This window comes from Paraburkholderia sp. EG304, assembly GCF_046543485.1.
Taxonomy (GTDB): Bacteria; Pseudomonadota; Gammaproteobacteria; order Burkholderiales; family Burkholderiaceae; genus Paraburkholderia; species Paraburkholderia youngii.
The window spans coordinates 1-16,283 of sequence record NZ_JBKGUA010000084.1; the positions used below are offsets into that span (position 1 = coordinate 1).

General features: G+C 60.5%; 15 protein-coding genes and 4 pseudogenes. 17 read left to right on the top strand and 2 right to left on the bottom strand.

From position 1 onward, the window contains the following. The 5 genes and pseudogenes from ACLFKU_RS39730 to ACLFKU_RS39750 form a co-directional block, all read left to right on the top strand. The coding region (locus tag ACLFKU_RS39730) for a hypothetical protein (RefSeq protein WP_410852860.1) at positions 1 to 314 on the top strand (314 nt) is incomplete at its 5' end. Positions 315 to 1,163: 849 nt separating this feature from the next. After that, a pseudogene (locus ACLFKU_RS39735) lies at positions 1,164 to 1,865 on the top strand (phage integrase N-terminal domain-containing protein); the annotation flags it as partial. After that, positions 1,850 to 3,013: pseudogene (locus tag ACLFKU_RS39740) on the top strand (helicase-related protein); the annotation flags it as partial. The pseudogenes ACLFKU_RS39735 and ACLFKU_RS39740, both read left to right, overlap by 16 nt. Then, the gene (locus tag ACLFKU_RS39745) at positions 3,010 to 3,255 is read left to right on the top strand and encodes a hypothetical protein (RefSeq protein ID WP_410852861.1); all 246 of its coding nucleotides are present in this window, start codon (positions 3,010 to 3,012) and stop codon (positions 3,253 to 3,255) included. The pseudogene ACLFKU_RS39740 and the gene ACLFKU_RS39745, both read left to right, overlap by 4 nt. A gap of 1,101 nt (positions 3,256 to 4,356) precedes the next feature. After that, positions 4,357 to 5,712 carry a hypothetical protein gene (locus ACLFKU_RS39750; RefSeq protein ID WP_410852862.1) on the top strand — a complete coding sequence of 452 codons (1,356 nt, stop codon included), beginning with the start codon at positions 4,357 to 4,359 and terminating at the stop codon, positions 5,710 to 5,712. On the opposite strand, the gene ACLFKU_RS39755 is transcribed toward ACLFKU_RS39750, so the two are convergent. Continuing rightward, positions 5,698 to 6,039 (bottom strand): hypothetical protein, encoded by a 342-nt coding sequence (locus ACLFKU_RS39755; RefSeq protein ID WP_410852863.1) that lies wholly within the window; start codon positions 6,037 to 6,039, stop codon positions 5,698 to 5,700. The two genes, ACLFKU_RS39750 and ACLFKU_RS39755, sit on opposite strands and share 15 nt — an antisense overlap. Positions 6,040 to 6,387: 348 nt before the next feature. Further along, positions 6,388 to 6,633 carry a hypothetical protein gene (locus ACLFKU_RS39760; RefSeq protein ID WP_410852864.1) on the bottom strand — a complete coding sequence of 82 codons (246 nt, stop codon included), beginning with the start codon at positions 6,631 to 6,633 and terminating at the stop codon, positions 6,388 to 6,390. 685 nt (positions 6,634 to 7,318) lie between these two features. Here ACLFKU_RS39760 and ACLFKU_RS39765 point away from each other — a divergent pair. The 12 genes and pseudogenes from ACLFKU_RS39765 to ACLFKU_RS39820 form a co-directional block, all read left to right on the top strand. After that, positions 7,319 to 8,998, top strand: coding sequence for a PRTRC system ParB family protein (locus ACLFKU_RS39765; protein ID WP_410852865.1), 1,680 nt, complete (start codon positions 7,319 to 7,321; stop codon positions 8,996 to 8,998). An 86-nt stretch (positions 8,999 to 9,084) separates the two neighbouring features. Further along, positions 9,085 to 9,567, top strand: coding sequence for a PRTRC system protein E (locus tag ACLFKU_RS39770; RefSeq protein WP_410852872.1), 483 nt, complete (start codon positions 9,085 to 9,087; stop codon positions 9,565 to 9,567). Between the two features lie 8 nt (positions 9,568 to 9,575). Then, positions 9,576 to 9,794, top strand: coding sequence for a PRTRC system protein C (locus ACLFKU_RS39775; RefSeq protein WP_013094760.1), 219 nt, complete (start codon positions 9,576 to 9,578; stop codon positions 9,792 to 9,794). A gap of 96 nt (positions 9,795 to 9,890) precedes the next feature. Beyond that, positions 9,891 to 11,051: a PRTRC system protein F gene (locus ACLFKU_RS39780; RefSeq protein WP_410852866.1), complete on the top strand. Its 1,161-nt coding sequence runs from the start codon at positions 9,891 to 9,893 to the stop codon at positions 11,049 to 11,051. Beyond that, entirely contained in the window at positions 11,048 to 11,776 is a 729-nt protein-coding gene (locus tag ACLFKU_RS39785; protein WP_410852867.1) for a PRTRC system protein B, read from the top strand. The genes ACLFKU_RS39780 and ACLFKU_RS39785 overlap by 4 nt, the downstream gene beginning before the upstream one ends. 3 nt (positions 11,777 to 11,779) lie before the next feature. Beyond that, positions 11,780 to 12,420: pseudogene (locus tag ACLFKU_RS39790) on the top strand (PRTRC system protein A). Continuing rightward, positions 12,417 to 13,250, top strand: coding sequence for a PRTRC system ThiF family protein (locus ACLFKU_RS39795; RefSeq protein WP_410852868.1), 834 nt, complete (start codon positions 12,417 to 12,419; stop codon positions 13,248 to 13,250). Before ACLFKU_RS39790 ends, ACLFKU_RS39795 begins: the two are co-directional and overlap by 4 nt. Before the next feature lie 120 nt (positions 13,251 to 13,370). Then, a complete protein-coding gene (locus ACLFKU_RS39800; protein WP_410852869.1) occupies positions 13,371 to 13,850 on the top strand; it encodes a hypothetical protein in 480 nt (159 codons plus the stop codon). A gap of 108 nt (positions 13,851 to 13,958) precedes the next feature. Continuing rightward, positions 13,959 to 14,468: a hypothetical protein gene (locus ACLFKU_RS39805; RefSeq protein ID WP_176382626.1), complete on the top strand. Its 510-nt coding sequence runs from the start codon at positions 13,959 to 13,961 to the stop codon at positions 14,466 to 14,468. Between the two features lie 351 nt (positions 14,469 to 14,819). After that, on the top strand, positions 14,820 to 15,146 hold the full coding sequence (locus ACLFKU_RS39810) for a hypothetical protein (protein ID WP_410852870.1): 327 nt from the start codon (positions 14,820 to 14,822) through the stop codon (positions 15,144 to 15,146). A gap of 96 nt (positions 15,147 to 15,242) precedes the next feature. Continuing rightward, positions 15,243 to 15,704, top strand: coding sequence for a glycine zipper 2TM domain-containing protein (locus ACLFKU_RS39815; protein WP_410852871.1), 462 nt, complete (start codon positions 15,243 to 15,245; stop codon positions 15,702 to 15,704). Positions 15,705 to 15,800: 96 nt separating this feature from the next. Further along, positions 15,801 to 16,163: pseudogene (locus ACLFKU_RS39820) on the top strand (hypothetical protein); the annotation flags it as partial. Between the last annotated feature and the right edge of the window lie 120 nt (positions 16,164 to 16,283).

A 16,283-nucleotide genomic window follows, 5' to 3' on the forward strand; every position in this document is an offset into this window, starting at 1 on the left:
GCAAAACGCCCGCGTGCAATGCCCGCAAGGGCCAAAAACCAAAGGATGACGGTCGGCTTCACGACCTGAACACCTCTACATCGCCGACACGTCGCAAATTCAGCTGCTTGTTCAGCGTAGCCTTAAGTGTCAGTTTGCGCATCGCGCCGGGGCTTGCTGGTGCAACTGACACTTTTCTGTCAGTTCTGCCTGATTTCGAGTCTATCGAGCGTCCAGCGAAGTCAAGTCAGCAAAGCCAACCGGTTCTGCCCAGCTTTCGGGCGGTGCGTGTGTTCAATTCGCCTCTATCCTTGGGTCACCTACCGCGTCGATGACGCATCGAACCAGAGTGCAAGGCACTCGCACGTCCATATCCCCAGGCCCGCAACGGGCCAGAAACAGGCAAATGACCGGGCCGCACAATGAAACGGCCTTTTTATGAAGTAAATCAAGTCCACGATGGTCCACCATGAGGACCCCCGGACACTGCGATATCCATACGATTGGCGGCGGTTTGCCGCGATGTGACGCAATGAGGACATGTGGAGAGACCGGACACCGGACACTTTTCGCATGCTCATCTGCGTTTGCACACGCCCTTTCAGCGATGGCTGGGTGCGTTCACGAAGCCCGATACACGGCGGCGGAGATGAACGTGCTTGGGGGCGGGGGAACTCCTGCGGACCGGACAAGACCGGAACACCGCGATTCCCTGACGGAAGAGGACACGGGGCGCGCGGCCGTAAAAAAACGCGTATCAGGTTTTGCCCGGCCCATAGCGAGGGGGGGCGTCACCGCGAAGCGGCGAACGAACCCGACGCGCAAAGCGTCACGCTGGCAGGGTAGCCACGAAGCTGCATCGAGGCGGGATTTACCCGCGCAGCGCGACGGCAGGGATGCCTCGCGAATACGTCGGTGGTGTTTTGCGCGAAGCGCGATGCACACCGGCAGGCAGCAGGTTGGACAGTCGGACCGCATGCTCTTCCCATGCATCTGGCTGATCGGATGGAATCGCTAAAGGAACGGAAGGCAGGACCCTCGCGCCGGGGAAACGGCGAAGCCGCACAGGCGGCGAAGAAAAGACAAGCCCGCTGGTTCGGGTCACGGCATCAGGTAGGGATGCTGCGAACCAGCGGGCTCCGGGCAACGATACTGCGGCGAGCTCGCCGCGTGGAGCGTCAACGATGGCCGCCATTCTCAACGTGCGCGCAGTGGTCAATAAATACAGATTTGCTCCCGAGTTCAGGGATGCGATGCTCGCGCTCCTCGATACGCACGTCGCGCAGGTTCACAGCCCGACCCGGATCAGTCACAAGGCGCTGTCGATCAAGACGCAGGAACGTCGGGCGACGGCGCTGTGCAAGTCGTTCAGGGAGTTGCGGAAACACGGCTATGCGTTACAGACGCCATGGTCTCTCAAGCACAAGCACGTCGAATGTCTTGTCAAACACTGGGTCGCGGATGGCCAGAGTGGGGGGACGATCGAGAACAAGCTGACGTACGTGCGGGCGATCGCACAATGGATGGGCAAGCCGAAACTGGTGCGAACGCTGGCCGACTATGTTGACCGCCGTGAGCATGGTCTAGTGCGTAGCTATGTCGCGACAGAGGACAAGTCATGGGAGGCACACGGCATTGACGCCGCAGCGAAGATCGAAGAGATCGCCGGAACCTGCCCCTATACGGCGGTGCAACTGAAGCTGCAGGCGGCGTTCGGTGTGCGCGTCCAGGAGAGTTTCATGTTGCGCCCGGTTGAGGCTATCCGCAATCCAGAGGTGCTGGCCGTCGTGCGCGGGACGAAGGGCGGTCGTCCGCGCGAGGTGCCGCTCGAAGCGAAGATAGCGATTCTTGAAGAAGCGGCGAGCCTGAGCAACGGCGTGACGGGCTGACGGGCAGCCCGATTCCCAACTACCCACGTGATGCCTTCGGGCTGATGGCGTTTTCGGGTGGCGACGGGACGGCAGCGCAGCCGTATGGGTACCGGCGAGGCTATATCGAGCCGAACTGGATCAACTCGGTGGAGTTCGCGATGCGCGGCGTCGACCGGTTCCGTGACGACTTCGTGGTGCTGGAGTGGGTCACGTGGCAATTCGCGGAAAGCCTGCAGGAAGGGGCAAAGCGCGAAGTGCCGAAGATCGGCAACCTGCACGCGTATCGCGCGATGCTGGCGCCGCACGTCAAGCGCAGGCTGGTCTGCGAACCCGACGTGTCGCGTTACATCCAGATCGATCCGCCCGTGGTCACCACGCACACGGTGGATTGGGACTCTCAGCATATGGCGACCTATCTCGATGCGGCCGACGAGTTTGCGGACTGGTATCGACGCTCGCGCGACGACAGGAAAGCCTGCAATCTCGTGACGATTCTCGCGCGCATTCGTGCCGTGCATTTCGCCGCGAACTATCCGCAGTACGGGATGGAGGGCGTCGCACGGCTCTCGGGTCTGACGAGCAAGCAGCGCGCGGTGATTACCCGTATGCGGGAAATCGCCGCAAAGGGGCAGCAGGCGATCGTGTTTGCTGAGAATCCTGGCGTGCTCAATGCTATCGCCAGGGAACTGTCATCCGGTGGTGTGGATACGGTTCTCTTTCATGGCGAGATTCCGATCGGGAAGCGTGTGGCTGACAAGGATCGACGCTTCATTACCGGTCGCGCAACGGGGCTGCTGTCGACGAAGGCCTCCGGTCGTGCGGGTTACAACCTGCCGAACGCGGACTACGTGCTCTTTTACGACCGGTCGTGGACGTGGCGCATCGAGTATCAGGCGATGCGGCGCGCGCTGCGCTGGAACCGCAAGGGGGTGCTGAACGTGGAGTATTTCCATCTCCCTGGCAGCATCGATGAGTATCAGGCGCAGATGGTTGCGCACAAGCGCGATTCGATGCAGGCGGGACTGGACTGGGCGACGCCCGAGCTCGAGGATGAGACGTTTCTGCACATGGATTCGCTTCTGGATCGCTTCGTCGAAGATCTGGCGAGCGCACATGACCATACCGCACGCGATATGCGAGCAATTTTGAAGGAGGCTGCATGAAGGAGTCACAGGTAAGCGTGCTGGTCGGCGATGGCGTCGTGACAATCAAGCGCGAAGGCACGAGGCGCGCCGTTGTGGCCGGTGTGCTTGGTCGCATGGAGCGCGACGGCGTAGAGCTGCTGTGTCTTGATCGCCTGGTGCACGAAGCTCATGAAAAGGCTTTCGTCGGCTGGAACGTCTCGGGCGCCGTGACCACGATGCTCTCACGCGCAGTCCCAGCGCGCGTGGAGCCTGCTCCTTGAATATTCCCGGGATTTCCGGCGACCATGTCATTGAATCAGCCCGGCAGATCATCGCCGGGCTTTTTTGCGTTCTTCGCTGATATCCAAGGAAGACCGCTCGCGGATAGGCAGTGGTCGGGCCAGTTCCGGCCATTCATGAAAGTCCGGTTTCGGTCATCGGAATGGCTATGTCACCTCGGAAGCTGACGGAGGATCGCGACAACATGCTAGGTAAGTGTCTCTCTCTAACTCGCACGCTCGACATGTGAGCTATCGGGCAATCGGCGTGATTGAACTGGCGAATCGGCGAATGCTGAGCAGGCAGCGCAGACCATGGAGCCACAGAACAGGGGTATACAAGTATTCATTTGAGGCGTGCGATGGCCAGAGCAACGAAGCTGGTCCTTTAGATGCGATCAGTTGGACGCTCTGGGCAGAATCGGGGAGACGAATGGAGACCTTCGTGACCGGGCACGACGATCGAAACAGTTCGCTAACCGTTTGGATGTCGCCGCTCTACGGGCAGAGCGGGCCGAGTTCCTTCGGCGTCACGCGCGCGACACAATCAACGAGGAAACGCTATCTCGCCCTGTACGGGCGATAGACCTGGCTGAATCGGCGATTGAACTTCGTAGCGGCGCCGGGAGTTCACGGCTCTTAGCACCTCATCCGATTACATGCAAGCTGAAAAGGTAAGTCTGCTGAAAATTATTTGTTTGCATAACATACTTGAGCGCCCTTTAATTCCATGCGGGCTTAGTGGGCCAGAGCAATTCGAGTAGTCCGTTCACAATTGAACCGATGGACTAAAGGCACACACGAGCGATGCGCCTTCCCGAGGAGCAACTAATGAACACTGCCCGTAGATATGGCCCAGCAGGAACGACCGTTCGAATCAAGCGATTCAGCAATGGGGACTACGCTGTGTCTTCGTGTGATCCGGCGCACGGGGTTGGTACCCTGATTGAGGGATCTTTCACAAGTTGTCGAATCGTCGAGCTTTTGGGCAACAAGGAGTGGCGTGAGACCGTAGCCTGCCCCGTCAATGTACCAGGAGGCCGCGCCTTCCGGACCGCGTCCTTCGTAGGGAAGGGGGGAGCTATAAGTGCGGAGTCGGTCACAGTGTATCCGTCTGGCAAAAGCCGGAACGACAGCTTCGAGCGGACTGCTACGACCACCAAACGTTCTACGAAGTGGACGGCGACGGACGGCTATGTGGAAGCGCGCGCGACTTGGAATAACGGCTCGGGGGAAGTGAAATGGACTGACCGCTCAGGTCGAGTCGTCCGCACAGCACGTACTGACGGTGAACTCGCAAAACGCACGCTTACGACCTCTGTTTTTGGAGCGGACGGTAATCTGGTACAGACAACCCGTGTGCAGTTCTTCTCTGACACCGGCTACGTGACGAACACGCAACGCGCATTAGACGGCGGCGAGGATTGGAAGACAACCACCTACACGACGGCAACTGGAGCCACCGTAACGGTAACAGGCAGGAGTGAACCAGGCGGGATCGCACATGGGACCGAAACCGTTACCAGCGGGGCCTACTCATCTTCGACAGACATGGTACAGAAGTTTGATGGAAGCCAATTTAGCGGCTCAGTAACTCAGACCGCGTCGGGGCCAGGCGCCAACGACACGACCGTAACGCAAACAGGGCACGCCGATTTGAATGCGGACGGATCGACAACAGGATTTCAAGGGACCGAAGTCACCGACAACAAAACTGGAGCGAGTCAATTCGATTCTGTTGGAGTCAATTCTGCTGGCGAACCTTTTTATACGACTGGTGGCAAAGACGCGCAGGGCAATCAAACAATGACTACGACCACGGAACATAAGGACGGAACTATCAGTGAAACGACGATCACGAAGACTGCTGGTGGCGACATTTCGATAAGCACTCAAGAATATGACAAGGACGGCAACCCTATCCAGCCAGAGACGCCAGGGAGTGGCGTCGACCAGAACAACAATGGCAAAGATTCCGGCGGCCAAGGTACCGAGGGCGGCGGTCCCAAAGGGGGCGAAGGAACAGGCGGCGATGACGGAAAAAGCGATGGTCAGGGGGCGGACCCGAGCGACGACGGTACCGACGCCGGCCCCCCGCCGGTCAATTTGGGTAGGGCCCCGTCGAGTCTTGGTTCGGGATTCGGTAGTCCATTTACGGTCCTAACTGGCACGCAGGGGACAGGCGGCGGTCGCGGTGACGACGACAACGAAAGGCGGGGAAGCAATCTGATAGGTGCTTTGACCGCCGACGTCGATGACGGAGGCGACGGGGTAGGCGCACCGCACACACTCAAACCCCATCTCGTGAGTGACTCGGCTCGCCGGGCATTCTCAACTGTACCTGTTGATGGCTGGGAAGAACTTAGAAAGCCGGAGGTGCTGCTATCGATGGTTTCTGCGATAGCAGGCAAACAAGCGGCAACGGTTGTGCAGGACGCGCTTGTTTCATTGCAACAATGAACGGGCAACGTCGGCGAACAACGAACGGCCAAAGAGGCGTGGATACTGACACGAGCTGAGCCGCTTACTGCTTGGCGTCGCGTTCCTGCACCTTGACCTCGATAATGCTAAGCGCGATTTCAAGCGCAACTGTGTCAGCGGGTCTTTCTTGGTTTCAGGCTTGACGAAGGACTTCGTTGCGCCAGTGGCCTGAACCTCGCGCTCCAGCGCCTGCGCCAGATCGCGGACGTTAGCCTTGCTGGGATGCTGGAGCGGAAGATCCCACACTTCTTCGACCGACAACAGGCCGCGCGAAGTACCTGAAATCATTGCTTCAGGTAATAGCATAGGAAAGTCCTGCACAGCAAAGCGAACACTGGTCGCAACAGTTTCGCCCAGATTTTTATGAACGAGCGGCCGTTGTACTCAGGGGCCGCCGATTCGTAGCGTCGGGTCCACCGTCCGTTGAGGGTCCGATCAGCGACGCTCGCCCCAAGGCGTCTCCTCCGGGTAAGTGGCCGCAGACCGGGCCGGCACTCCGTTGCGTCACAACGCTCCGGCGTGGCACCATAAATATCTCGGTGGTCAGCGGAATGCCAGCCGCCAGCATGTAGATGCGAGCCATGGTGGCAGACCTTATGGACATATGAGGCAGCGGCGCGCGACCGTACCGACCGTCACGACCACTGTTCGCCGCTACCCGGCCTTGCGAGCCTTGCCAGCGATGGCGCGTGCGATGCGCAAAACGTCTGCATCCGACCCGCGCCCGCGCAGGCTGTTGATGCCGAGATAGACGGCGCGCAGATTGGCATCGCTGTAGTCGCCGTCCTGCTTGATGCGGTCGAGACTCGGGCAGGCTGGGCCGAAGCGATCGGCGTCGTCCACATAGAAGGGCAGTCCGCTGATCGCGCAACGGTACTCTTGCGCGGCGAGCTTCGTCATTAACTCGGCAACCGTGACTGTGACGGCGACGGCGCGCTTGCCTTGTGCCGCGCGTTTTGCCTGACGCGCACGCGCGAGTCGGATCGCACCGCGCATACTGACGCGAAGGTTGCGGATGTACGTCGTGCGTTCGTCCGCCGGCACGGCTGCTGCGCGGCGGGTTGCCCACGCCTTCCTTGCGGCTGCCGACCGGCCAATCTGGATCGCTGCTGCGCCCAAATCCAGGAAAAGTGGGAGCTGCTAAAAACTGCTGGAATCCTTCAAAGCCTCACTGCGCTTTGATTGCGGGGGTAGGATTTGAACCTGCGACCTTCGGGTTATGAGCCCAACGAACTGCAAATCCGCGCTGGCTTGCTGAACGGAGCATCCGTAAGATGTCGACTGCATCGCTGCAAGCGAATGTCTCGCATAGGGGAGACAGGGGACTGGCCGGATGCTAGCTGAGTGACTAACGAACGTCGAACCGAGCCCCCCTTCCCCGAAATCTGCAAACAACCTTTTTTGCCGAAAGTGGGGTCGATTTTCCAGGCTTTCCAGGGTTTCCTGAGGTTGTTCAGCCGGTATCTTTGGTGAACCTACCGCGTCTCTGACGCATCGACACAGCCGGCTCGTCCGGCATCCATCTTTGAGCCCATCGGGAACCACTCCCGATAGGGAGCAGGTTCCCCTTTCTGGAGAACCTGCAATGCAACAACTTACTGCACCCCTGAAGCGCATCAAGCTCGGCCGCAATCCCCGGACGTATTTTGATCCGAAGGCGATGGCGGAACTGACCGAGTCGATTCGCCAGCATGGCGTTGATACGCCGATCATCGTCCGTCCGGTCGTTGAGGACGATTTCGACTACGAGGTGATCGCCGGTGGCCGTCGCTATCGTGGCGCCATGGAAGCTCACGGCGAAGACTTTCCGATGCCCATCGTCGTAAAGGATGTCGATCCCGTCGAAGCGCGGCGTATTGCGCTTACCGAAAATATCCAGCGCGATGACCTGTCTCCCGCCGAGGAAGCCCGTGACGCTGCCGAGCTGCTCGGTCTGCAGGGCGGCGATCGCGACGTGACGGCCAAGATTCTTGGCTGGTCTCGCGCGACGCTGGATAGCCGCCTTGCGCTACTGAACTGCTCGACGGCGGTGCTCGATGCATTGAGCGAGCGAAAGATCAATATCGCTCACGCCGAACTGCTGGCGGCGCTCTCGAAAGAGAATCAGGACAAGGTCCTGCCTGTCGTTGTCGCTGAGAAGCGGTCGGCCGCTGATGTGCGCAAGCTGGTGGAATCAGCGTCGTGCGCGTTGGCTCCTGCCATCTTCGACAAGACGGACTGTGCGGGGTGCCCGCACAACTCTTCAACGCAGGCACAGATGTTTGGCGAGGCGATCGGCACGGGAAACTGTACTAACCGCACCTGCTTCAACGAGAAAACCGAGAAGCAGCTTGAAGCGACAGCGGCAGGCCTGCGTGATGAGTTCCAGACCGTGCGTATCGTGCGGGCAGGGGACAACAATACGCGCGTGCAACTGGCTGTCGACGGCACGAACGGCGTTGGTCTCGAACAGGCGAAAGCCTGTCACGCCTGTGCGAACTACGGCGCGGCCGTGAGCGGCCTGCCGGACTCTGTAGGCAAGGTCTATCGCGGCCAGTGCTTCGACACCGTCTGCAACATGAAGAAGGTGGCGGCTCGCATCCAGGCGGAGAAGGCTGCATCGCAGCCGGCAAAGCCCGACAGTGCAAAGTCCGCACCAGCAGCCAAAAGCGCTAATAGCACGGGCAGCCAGTCAGCCAGTGCTCCGGCGTCCACGAATCCTTCGGTCACGGTTATCGCCGAGTCCGAGAAGGTGAAGGCCTATCGCGTGAAGCTGTGGCGCAAGGCCTTGCGTGCTGATATCGGCATGAATCATGAACTGGCCCGCCAGTATCTGATTGCAGTCGTGCTGAGCGGTCATGCACGTCAGGTCGACGATGCTGCGTTCCGCAAGTTCTTCGAGCGGATTGTTGGCAGCGAGGCACCCGTGTCCAACCTGCCCAAGGCGATCGACGCCGTGCAGGCAGCGAAGGAAAGCTCACAGGCGGACCTGATGATTGCAATGCTGTTCGCCGCAATCGAAGGTCTGGATGTGACGTATCTGGTCCAGCTGTGCAAGTCGCACCGGCTGGACCTGAAAAAGCACTGGAAGCTCGACAAGGAGTTTCTGGAGCTGATCACGAAGTCCGAGATGATGGTGCTGGCCGACGAGATCGGCATCCGCGCCGCGCTGGGCGAAAGCTTCAAGAAGGTCTTCGGAAAATCGAAGCCGGAAGTCATCGAGGCGCTCCTCAAGGTTGATGGGTTCGACTACGAGGGCAAGCTGCCGAAGGTGCTGAAGTTCTGAAGTCGCGGGGTGCGTTCTGCGCCCCGTCCTCCCTCTATATGTATACGCCGCCATCGCGCGGCGCCCCTTTTTTTTTCGAGGTTTTCATGTTCCAACAACTTGAAGCGCTGGTTCGAGCCAGCGGCAAGCTGCAACTTACGCTGAAGATGGACAACGACCGCATGGCGGTAGTGGTGGTGCCGCAAGGCGAGGGCAAGGACGCAGCGCTGCGCCAGCCGCTGGTGCTTACTGGTACGGCGGCCGAGCTCGACGAGGGCTTTGCTGCGGCGATCGGTTCGTACTCGACGGCTCATGCGTCGCTGTCCGAACAGGTCGCGGCAACCACCGCGATCCTGCAGGAAGCGGAAAAGAGCCAGGCGTCCAAAGCGCAGAAGTCTCTCGCAAAGGGCGGTAAGACGGCACCGGCGAAAGCCGGTCGGTCGAACGCCAGCAGCGAGGGCGATGAGGACGATGAAGCCGACAACGATGATGACGAACAGTCAGCGTCTGCGTCGGCCGCGCCGGCTTCTGCAACGCCAGTGGATGCCAGGAAGTCCTCCGGTACCGATCTTCTTTCCCTGCTCAGCTGAGCTGCGCCATGTCCATTTCCGTCGCCCGTCTGGTTCGCGAGTTCGTCTACAACGGCGTGAACTTCGTCGATCCCGGTCCGACCTTTTCTCCCGAAGAGGTGCGCGATCTGTACTCCGCCCAGTATCCGGAGCTGACCACGGCCGCCATTGAGGGTCCGGTCTACAACGGGGAAACGGCCCGCTACACGTTCATGCGTGCAGCAGGTGCCAAGGGTAGTGATGCGTAAGCGCGCGCTCATGCAATGCATCGCCGATGAGGCAATGCCATCGTCCAATGAACCGCCCGAAAGGGCGGTTTTTTTTCATGACAAGGAGATCGAGCAATGTTCTTCGATCCTCGGCCGGCTGATGCGCACGTCGCTCTCGACGGCGTCAGCTGGCAACCGCAGCGCCGCGCCGTTGCCCGACGTCGACCTGCCCATGATTTTCTGACGCTTCCGGATGTGTCGTGCGATGTAGTTGCACGTCCGTCCATGAAGTGGCCGCATGACGCGGGAGTGGCACGGCTCGTCGCCACCCACTTCGAGTCCGGCGTGCTCCGGGCGTCCGATGTGAGCGGTTACGCAGTCGCCGGACATGCGATGGCGCAGGCGTTGTTCAGCTGGCTGAGGCGCCAGTGCGGCACGCTGAAACGACTGACATTCAGGCCAGTGTTGCTCGATGTGGTGTCTGTCCAGGACCAGATCATGTACCAGGAAAACTCCGGGGAGTTCGAGGTGAGCTCGCCGCTGTATCTGGGCATCGAAACCGTCGAGGACTACATCTACATGATCGAGGACCGGGCGGCCCCGTTGAACAGGGCGCATCCGCGGTTGCTCGCCACGGCGCTGATCCTGATCAACAGGGCTTCGTTTCGCACGCTGTTGATGCGGACACCCGACGACTTCCTCGGCATGTATTCGCAATGGCATTGGGATGGCGATCCGTGGTGTACCGACGAAGAGGCGATCGAGCTGCTGAAAGACCGCTTTGGCGACGACCCACAGGAGTACGAGCAGTACCTGCCGTCCGTTGTTCGCGACGAGCTTTGTCCGGGCAGCATGGAGATCGGCCGGTACGACCTGCGGGCTCGCCGGTGGCGCTCATTTCCTGCACTCGGCATCGAGGCGCTGCGGCGTCTTGGCCACACCCAGCGTGGCTGGATACGCGAGTTGTGTGCGGAACTCGAGCATCTGGCGGTTCTGCTCACGAAGGCCGGTCGCCGGTCTCTGTTTGACTGGGCGTTCAGGCCCGAGGCCATCTATGCCGCCACGTCCATCGCGGCGTGCGACGGCCCGCATGTGGGTGATGTCCTCTATACCCATTACGAGTACTTCAGTAACGGCGGCGATGGGTCCCTGTTTCACGGGTTCATTGCCCTTGCCCAGTCACCCGATGACATCCGCAGGCAGTACGCGGACCTCTCGTTGGGCTTTTCCATTCTTCGTCAGGTTGACCGCGTGGTTTCACTGAGCACGCGCGATCCGCAGGGAACAAAACAATGAAAGACGTTTTTCTGTCGACGGGGCATTCAGTCCCGCTGTCGGTGACGGGTGCCATCCTGTTGTATTCGGGTGCTGCGAGCGCGGATAGTCCGGTCTACGCGACGGCGCATCCCGTCACCATCAAGGGCAAGCGTCCTGTGATTGGTGCCGGGCGGCCGGTGGACCGCGGCGCGTTGTTCACGGCGCTCGATTCACTTGCCGAACGCTGTGCGGCGAAGGCCGAGTTTCTGCCTGAGGCTGTTCTCGCGATCGATCGCACCGCTGTCACCTGGTGGTGCCGGCCGACATCGCGGCGGGTCTTTTTCGACTGCCCCGAACTTGGCACGGTCACCGCGGTGGTTCCGCACCCGGGCCTGATCTTTCAGGCGCGCAATAGCGGGTTCTACGTGTACGCAGTTGACGGCGCCGCACGGCCGACACCTGACACGCTGCTGTATGAACCGCCGTACTTCAACACCTGGGACCACGGTTCCATCTGCATTGGCTCCGCACGTGTTCCCGATCGCATCGACATCGCGTCGATAAGCGGCTGGGAATCCGGGTTTTTCGAATCGGCGTTCACCCACCCCAATGCGGGTGGCAAACGCGTCAATCACCCACGAGGCGAATTCGCATTCTGGAAGGAAATGCTGGCCGGCAAGTACGGCGAGCAGTTCCCCCTGCAATGTCTCGTGCCCATGAAACGGACTCTCGGCGATCTGATCGCGCAGGGCCCCAAAGGCTGAAACATGAACATTCCTGATTTGATGTTGCAACGGTCGTTTCCGACCGTCATGGTCCCGCGCAACGAAACCGTCGCAGAGATGCTGACGGCGGGTGAGCGGTTGCTGGTCGCGGAAAACGGTGTGTTCCTCGAGGTCCGGCGTCCCTGGCTATCGCTGGTGCGCCAGGTCGCGGAATTCAACGTCCGCACGGCCATACCGTATGGACGGGTTACGCCGTCGACGCGGCTATTGTGCGAAACCATTCCGGCTGACCTGGTAGGTGCGTTCGCAGAGATGGCCCGCAAGGCGCATCCCATGGAAACCGGGGCGTGGATTGTGTGGAGTCCCTCGACGCAGGCCTTCCGGCTCGCCCCGGTGGGCATCGTAACCCATACCGCCGGTTCGCTGAAGTATAGCCTCCGGCTCTCGCGGGCGACGAAGTGCTGGTGATGGACTGCCATTCGCATGGCAGGCATCCCGCGTACTTTTCGTCGACCGACAACGACGATGACCGGCATGACGTGAAGATGGCGCTTGTCATCGGCAACTGTGACCGTTCGACCCCGAGCATCGCCGTGCGCCTCTGCGCAAAGGGGATCTTCGAGGAGACGGAGCGCGCGCCGGCGTCGTGGTATCAGGCAGTGCGCGTTCGGGAGGCGGTATGACGGACGCGATCTGCCATGAAATCCCGGCGCGCATGGTGCAGCGTCCCTGGAGAGTCATCGTTGTCGGAGCGGGCGGGACGGGCAGTGCTGTATTGCCAGCCCTCGCCCGGTTGCACCACGCCATGATCGAACTGGGACACACCGGCGGGATCGAGTGCACGGTGTACGACGACGATACGGTGAGCCCGACTAACGTTGGACGGCAGGGTTTCTATCCGAACGACGTGGGCAGTTACAAGGCCTCGCTGATCGTGAACCGGCTGAACATGCTGATGGGCACCAACTGGCGGGCGGTCACGCAACGCCTGAACGGTCGCACGGCACTCTTCAATGTCGATCTTGTGATTGGTTGTGTTGATACGCGTGCTGCCCGCAAGGCAATTCTCGACACCGTCGGGGAAACGCACGCGTATTACCTCGACTGCGGCAATGACACGGATCGCGGGCAGGTGGTGCTTGGCCAGACCATGCCCAGGCGCCAAAGGAAAGCCAGTCCGGACAGGTTGCCGCATGTGGGCGAACTGTTCCCGGACCTGGTCGACCCGTCGAAAGATGCTGACGACGACACGCCGTCCTGCTCGATGGCCGACGCGCTGCGCAAGCAGTCGCTCGTTATCAACTCCGCGATCGCGGTGCAGGCGTTCAATCTGCTTTGGACGCTGTTTCGCACCGGATCGTTGAAATACTCGGGCGTGTTCGTGAACCTGGCGACAGGGCGCACGAACCCGATACCGATTGACCCTGCTGCGTGGGCACGCTTCGGATACGAGGCACCCAAACCCAAGGAAAAGAGGGTTCGAAAGAGCCGGAAATCCGCCGCAGCAGACTGAACAGCCGCTTCCTTCGGGAAGCGGCTTTTTTATGGAGGTACCACGTCCCTATACATTAAAGCAGTGCTCGTCGCTGCATCCCTGAGCTTCATTCCTCAAACCCTTTTCGAAACACAGAGAATGCCCAATAACTTTTTCTCTAAAACCGCGCTCGCACGCACTGCGAGCACTCCGTATGCGCATGCAAATGCGCTTGTCGTTGCTCTTCTTGCACTCCTTCTGGCGGCATTCCACCGCTACGTCGGATTCGCCGAGCCGTATCAGGTGTGGTTCCGTCTCGACGAAATCGACTATCTGGGGCGGTGGGCCCCGGGCGCGATTGAGCATCTGGCGGGCGCGTTCGCGCTCTGCTCGCTGTTCACGCTGTTCTGGGGCATTTTCGTGAGGCCGACCTCGCGTAACCGCGTGCTGGTCGCCGGTACGTTTGCCGTCGTGTACTTCGTCGCTTCGACGCTAATGCACGATGGAAGCCAATACCTGGCCAGCCACGATGCGGACCAGTTGATGCAGATGCTGGCGGACGTGCTCGGTCTCGGGCTCGCGCTGGTCTGGCTCGCGTGGCCTGAGGCACCGGAGGACGGCGAACCCAGCTTCGCCTGATTCCGCCCAACGTCGCTCCTTCCGGGAGCGGCGTTCTTTACAAACCTTCCCGCGCGGACCGACAACCCGTGCGGGTTGCTCCGCGCGGCTATTTCACGAGGAGCAACAATGAACGAAACGGCCGCCCGTATCAAAGCCGCCGCACAACGCATGCAAGGCGTGATCATTGAAGTCGATGGCGACGAATCTCTTTCGATCGACGCACGCGCGCTTGACGGCATAACCGGCGAGGGCCTCTTCGATCTTGAAGGCGAACACGCGGCGAACCTGATTTCCGAGGCTCGCGCGTACGTCCTCATCGCCGACAACGAGGTGACCTTCGAAGATGCCCTGTCATCTGTCGTTGAAGGCTATCTCTCGGACTATCGTGAGACGACCGTCGCACAGGCGATCGACCTTGTGTTCTGGGACGCCTTCAAGGTCGACGGTAGCCATATGGCGACCATTGGCGCTATCGAAGCCAGGTCGTGCGTCGGCGAAGCCGTCGTCACGCTGCTTAACGATGTTCAACGTATCTGCTTGCGCCCGACAGCAGATGGGGGCGGCATGGAACCCGACATAGTCGGCGTCTTCAAGGCGGGCGCGTATCGACAGGCGCGCGTCTGGTATTTTGGCTAACCCAACGTTGTTCTGAATTGCGCGGCTGCAGGCCGCGCGCGAACCCTGAGATCAGCGCTGGTCCTTCGGGATCGGCGCTTTTTTTTTCGCTGCCGCTCGCGTGAAGCCGGGCGAAATTTAAAAGCGAGGCGGTTTTCTCGATGTTTCCAGGCTGGCCGCGCTTCGGACTGCCCTAGACTGGCCGTATCACCCGCGCTTTTGCGCATCGAAAGAACACTCTGGCTTGCCGGAGTGCGCCAACCTTGGACCGACGGATGTCGGTCATCCGCGACGGGCTTCCGCCTGTCTTTGACCCTGCTGGGAGCCAATCCCAACAGGGAGTCGGCTCCCTTTTTTTTTAGAAGCCGCACCATGCTGCAGCAAGTCCTTGTTTCGCATGATCACATCGAGACCTCCGCAAAAGCTTCAGTCTCTCAGGCCGAGGCATACAACAAGGCTCGGGAACTCCTGGGTCTTGTATACGGCCAGGGTTTCGGTCAGGCGACAACCGCCTACAGCTATGAAATGTTTTCCCTGAACCTCGTTCGTGAGTTCCCCGATGCTGTTTCTGCAAAAGGACGCATCGCAGGAAGCGACGAGAACGTGTCGTGGATGGTCGGTAGTCAGACAGTGGCGATCTGGAACCCGGAGAAGGCTGTCGGCGTCACCGGATATTCGAACCACGTTCGCACCAGTTAATCCTTCATCAAACCGCTTGTGTTACCGCGGTTGAATTTTTCCCGTCAGGGCGACCTCCCTGATGGGACGGTTGCCCTTCAATTCTTTGAGGCAACCATGTTCAAGATCATCATCAGTCTCGTTCTCGCATCCTTGCTGTCCGCCTGCGCCAGTACCGATTTCGGCTCGCCGAATACGTATCAGCGCTACGACGTCCAGCGCGCCGGCACTGTCGAAGAGGCCACCGTCGTTCGCACCCGCTCAATCTCGATTGAAGCGGGTTCGGATAACTCCGGGCTCACTTCGCTGATCACCGCCGGTGTGGGTGCGTTCCTCGGTAGCCAGACCATCGGCAACGGCACAGGACGCTATATCGCGGGTGCCTTGTCGGGCGCTGCATCGGGCTTTGTCGCACAGAAGGTTTCACAGGCCATGGCGCAGCGTTCAGGTCTTGAGATCATCGTGCGCAAGAGTTCGGGCGCCACGGTTGTCGTCGCTCAACCGGACGACCAGCGCTTTGTCCCGGGCGAGCACGTGCTTCTCGTTTCGATCAGTTCGGGTCTTCGCGTCACTCACTGACCAGCCCTTCAGATGCCGGCATCACCCGCCGGCGCATTCCTTCATCGCGAGGTGTTCCCGAATGGGCACCTCGCTTTTTCTTTTCCAGAGGCTGAAATGCTCAAGGTTCCAAAGGTGTTGCATGCCGACCGCCGCAGCGCGGGCGCGGCGGCAGACTCCGCCGTTACCCACCACGCGACGCAGATGCTACGCCGTATCGCTCGCGATCTGCGCCTGCGCTCCGGCGAGCATGAAATCGTCGCCGAAGCGGCTCGCCGCAATCGCGGTTGCCGCGTCACCCTGCGCACCCCGGCCCTCATGCTGGAGGTTGCAGATATCCCGAGCCGCCAGAAGGTCGCCGTCTCGTTCCGCACGCGTCGCGGCCGCTCCGATCTGTCGGGCGGTGGTGACAACGCGGTTTCGCTCGAGCAACTGTCGTCCCGTGAGGGCTACGATGCGTTGCTCGGCGGCTTGCGGCTTGCGGCTTGCGGCTTGCGGCTTGCGGCTTGCGGCTTGCGGCTTGCGGCTTGCGGCTTGCGGCTTGCGGCTTGCGGCTTGCGGCTTGCGGCTTGCGGCTTGCGGCTTGCGGCTTGCGGCTTG

Bases quoted from the DNA above. Each gene is read 5' to 3' on its own strand.
- ACLFKU_RS39770 (WP_410852872.1), top strand. From the start codon at position 9,085: ATGTTCCAACAACTTGAAGCGCTGGTTCGAGCCAGCGGCAAGCTGCAA.
- ACLFKU_RS39800 (WP_410852869.1), top strand. From the start codon at position 13,371: ATGCCCAATAACTTTTTCTCTAAAACCGCGCTCGCACGCACTGCGAGC.
- ACLFKU_RS39785 (WP_410852867.1), top strand. From the start codon at position 11,048: ATGAAAGACGTTTTTCTGTCGACGGGGCATTCAGTCCCGCTGTCGGTG.
- ACLFKU_RS39745 (WP_410852861.1), top strand. From the start codon at position 3,010: ATGAAGGAGTCACAGGTAAGCGTGCTGGTCGGCGATGGCGTCGTGACA.
- ACLFKU_RS39775 (WP_013094760.1), top strand. From the start codon at position 9,576: ATGTCCATTTCCGTCGCCCGTCTGGTTCGCGAGTTCGTCTACAACGGC.
- ACLFKU_RS39810 (WP_410852870.1), top strand. From the start codon at position 14,820: ATGCTGCAGCAAGTCCTTGTTTCGCATGATCACATCGAGACCTCCGCA.
- ACLFKU_RS39805 (WP_176382626.1), top strand. From the start codon at position 13,959: ATGAACGAAACGGCCGCCCGTATCAAAGCCGCCGCACAACGCATGCAA.
- ACLFKU_RS39765 (WP_410852865.1), top strand. From the start codon at position 7,319: ATGCAACAACTTACTGCACCCCTGAAGCGCATCAAGCTCGGCCGCAAT.
- ACLFKU_RS39815 (WP_410852871.1), top strand. From the start codon at position 15,243: ATGTTCAAGATCATCATCAGTCTCGTTCTCGCATCCTTGCTGTCCGCC.
- ACLFKU_RS39755 (WP_410852863.1), bottom strand. From the start codon at position 6,039: ATGCTATTACCTGAAGCAATGATTTCAGGTACTTCGCGCGGCCTGTTG.
- ACLFKU_RS39795 (WP_410852868.1), top strand. From the start codon at position 12,417: ATGACGGACGCGATCTGCCATGAAATCCCGGCGCGCATGGTGCAGCGT.
- ACLFKU_RS39780 (WP_410852866.1), top strand. From the start codon at position 9,891: ATGTTCTTCGATCCTCGGCCGGCTGATGCGCACGTCGCTCTCGACGGC.
- ACLFKU_RS39760 (WP_410852864.1), bottom strand. From the start codon at position 6,633: ATGACGAAGCTCGCCGCGCAAGAGTACCGTTGCGCGATCAGCGGACTG.